At 41.4% G+C, this 2,236-nt stretch carries 2 protein-coding genes and 1 pseudogene; all 3 read left to right on the top strand.

Annotated elements, in window-relative coordinates; all coding sequences use genetic code 11:
* Positions 1 to 174: pseudogene (locus tag BACCELL_RS26620) on the top strand (indolepyruvate ferredoxin oxidoreductase); the annotation flags it as partial.
* 4 nt (positions 175 to 178) lie between these two features.
* On the top strand, positions 179 to 760 hold the full coding sequence (locus BACCELL_RS21590; protein WP_007214207.1) for an indolepyruvate oxidoreductase subunit beta: 582 nt from the start codon (positions 179 to 181) through the stop codon (positions 758 to 760).
* 22 nt (positions 761 to 782) lie between these two features.
* Positions 783 to 2,090 carry a phenylacetate--CoA ligase family protein gene (locus BACCELL_RS21585; RefSeq protein ID WP_007214206.1) on the top strand — a complete coding sequence of 436 codons (1,308 nt, stop codon included), beginning with the start codon at positions 783 to 785 and terminating at the stop codon, positions 2,088 to 2,090.
* Positions 2,091 to 2,236 lie beyond the last annotated feature (146 nt).

The following is a 2,236-nucleotide window of genomic DNA, read 5'->3' as shown; positions in this document are numbered from 1 at the left end:
TGCGCTGGTATCGGCGTAGCTCCTGAACACATTCGCGTAGTAGTTCCCCTTAAAAAGAATTATGAAGAAATGAAACAGATTATCCGTGAAGAAATCGAATATCGTGGTGTATCTGTTATTATACCACGCAGAGAATGCATTCAAACTTTAGCACGTAAAAAACGAAACAAGTAAAACCATGAAAAAAGATATCATACTTTCCGGCGTTGGTGGACAAGGCATCCTCTCTATCGCCACAGTAATTGGTAAAGCCGCCCTTAAAGACGGATTATATATGAAACAAGCGGAAGTACATGGCATGAGCCAACGTGGCGGTGACGTGCAATCCAATTTACGTATCAGTGATCAACCTATTGCCTCTGATCTTATTCCTTCAGGCAAATGCGATTTGATCATCTCACTTGAGCCCATGGAAGGACTACGCTATCTCCCCTATTTAAATTCTGAAGGCTGGCTGGTAACTAACGAAACTCCGTTCGTTAATATCCCCAACTATCCGGCAGAAGCTGATGTGCGGGCAGAGTTAGATAAATTGCCCCATAAAATCGTTCTGAATGTGGATAAGGTAGCTAAAGAAATTGGTTCTATTCGCGTAGCAAATATTGTTTTGCTTGGGGCTACCATTCCCTTTCTAGGAATTGACTATGAGAAAATACAAACCAACATCCGCGAAATCTTCGAACGCAAAGGCGAGGCTATTGTAGAGATGAACCTCAAAGCACTGGCTGCCGGAAAAGAAATTGCCGAAAAATTAATGTAAAGACCCTCCAAAACAAACTACCATGAATAACAAATACTGGGAAGAAGACATAGAGACCATGAGCCGTGAGAAGTTGCAGGAATTGCAACTTCAGCGGCTTAAAAAGACGATAAATATTGCAGCTAATTCACCGTATTACAAAAAAGTGTTCCAAGAACATAATATCACAGCTGATAGCATTCAAAGCCTTGAAGATATTCGAAAAATCCCATTTACTACTAAAGCTGATATGCGTGCCACCTACCCTTTTGGTCTAGTTTCAGGTAATATGCAGGAAGATGGGGTACGTATTCATTCTTCAAGTGGAACAACCGGTACTCCGACTCTGATTGTTCATTCTCAGCACGATCTGGACTCTTGGGCAAACCTGGTAGCACGCTGTCTCTATATGGTAGGCATACGCAAAACGGATGTTTTCCAGAATAGTTCCGGATATGGTATGTTCACCGGAGGATTAGGTTTTCAATATGGAGCAGAACGTTTGGGAGCACTGACAGTTCCTGCTGCTGCCGGAAACAGTAAGCGACAGATTAAATTCATTACTGATTTCAAAACAACTGCGCTTCATGCTATTCCCAGCTATGCTATTCGCCTGGCAGAAGTCATTCAAGAAGAAGGTATAGATCCGACAAGCACCAGCTTAAAAACACTTGTCATTGGTGCTGAGCCTCATACAGATGAACAACGGAAAAAGATCGAACGTATGTTAGGTGTTAAAGCTTATAACAGCTTTGGTATGACGGAAATGAACGGCCCTGGAGTTGCTTTTGAATGTCAGGAACAAAACGGCATGCACTTCTGGGAGGATTGCTATCTGGTTGAAATTATTGATCCTGAAACAGGTGAACCTGTTCCAGATGGAGAAATTGGTGAGTTAGTATTGACCACTCTTGACCGCGAGATGATGCCACTTCTACGGTATCGTACCCGAGATCTCACCCGTATTCTTCCCGGAGAATGTCCATGTGGACGCACCCACCTACGTATTGACCGTATTAAAGGACGTAGCGATGATATGTTCATCATTAAGGGAGTTAACATCTTCCCAATGCAAGTAGAAAAGATATTGGTACAATTCCCACAATTAGGCAGCAATTATCTAATCACACTGGAAACAGTAAACAATCAGGATGAAATGATTGTGGAAGTAGAACTCAGCGATCTTTCTACTGATAATTACATTGAATTGGAAAAGATACGCAAAGAGATCACACGTCAATTGAAAGACGAGATATTAGTGACTCCCAAACTGAAACTAGTGAAAAAAGGCTCCTTGCCACAAAGCGAAGGAAAAGCAGTCAGAGTAAAAGACCTACGTCAAAATCACTAATTCTTTCAAGAGATCACTCTCTCTACATAAAAAACATCCCATGAATTTATTTCGCTTCATGGGATGTTTTTTTTATGTAATAACTCCAAAGATGACGAAGTGGCATTAAAAGAAAAAAGGAACGGTAATCAACCAAGATTACCGTT

The sequence above is a fragment of the Bacteroides cellulosilyticus DSM 14838 genome, from assembly GCF_000158035.1.
Classification (GTDB): Bacteria; Bacteroidota; Bacteroidia; order Bacteroidales; family Bacteroidaceae; genus Bacteroides; species Bacteroides cellulosilyticus.
Note: the sequence above shows the minus strand (reverse complement) of the source record. Positions and strands in the feature narration are given on the sequence as shown.

Excerpts from the sequence above, each read along its gene's own strand:
- BACCELL_RS21585 (WP_007214206.1), top strand. The coding sequence starts at position 783 with ATGAATAACAAATACTGGGAAGAAGACATAGAGACCATGAGCCGTGAG.
- BACCELL_RS21590 (WP_007214207.1), top strand. The coding sequence starts at position 179 with ATGAAAAAAGATATCATACTTTCCGGCGTTGGTGGACAAGGCATCCTC.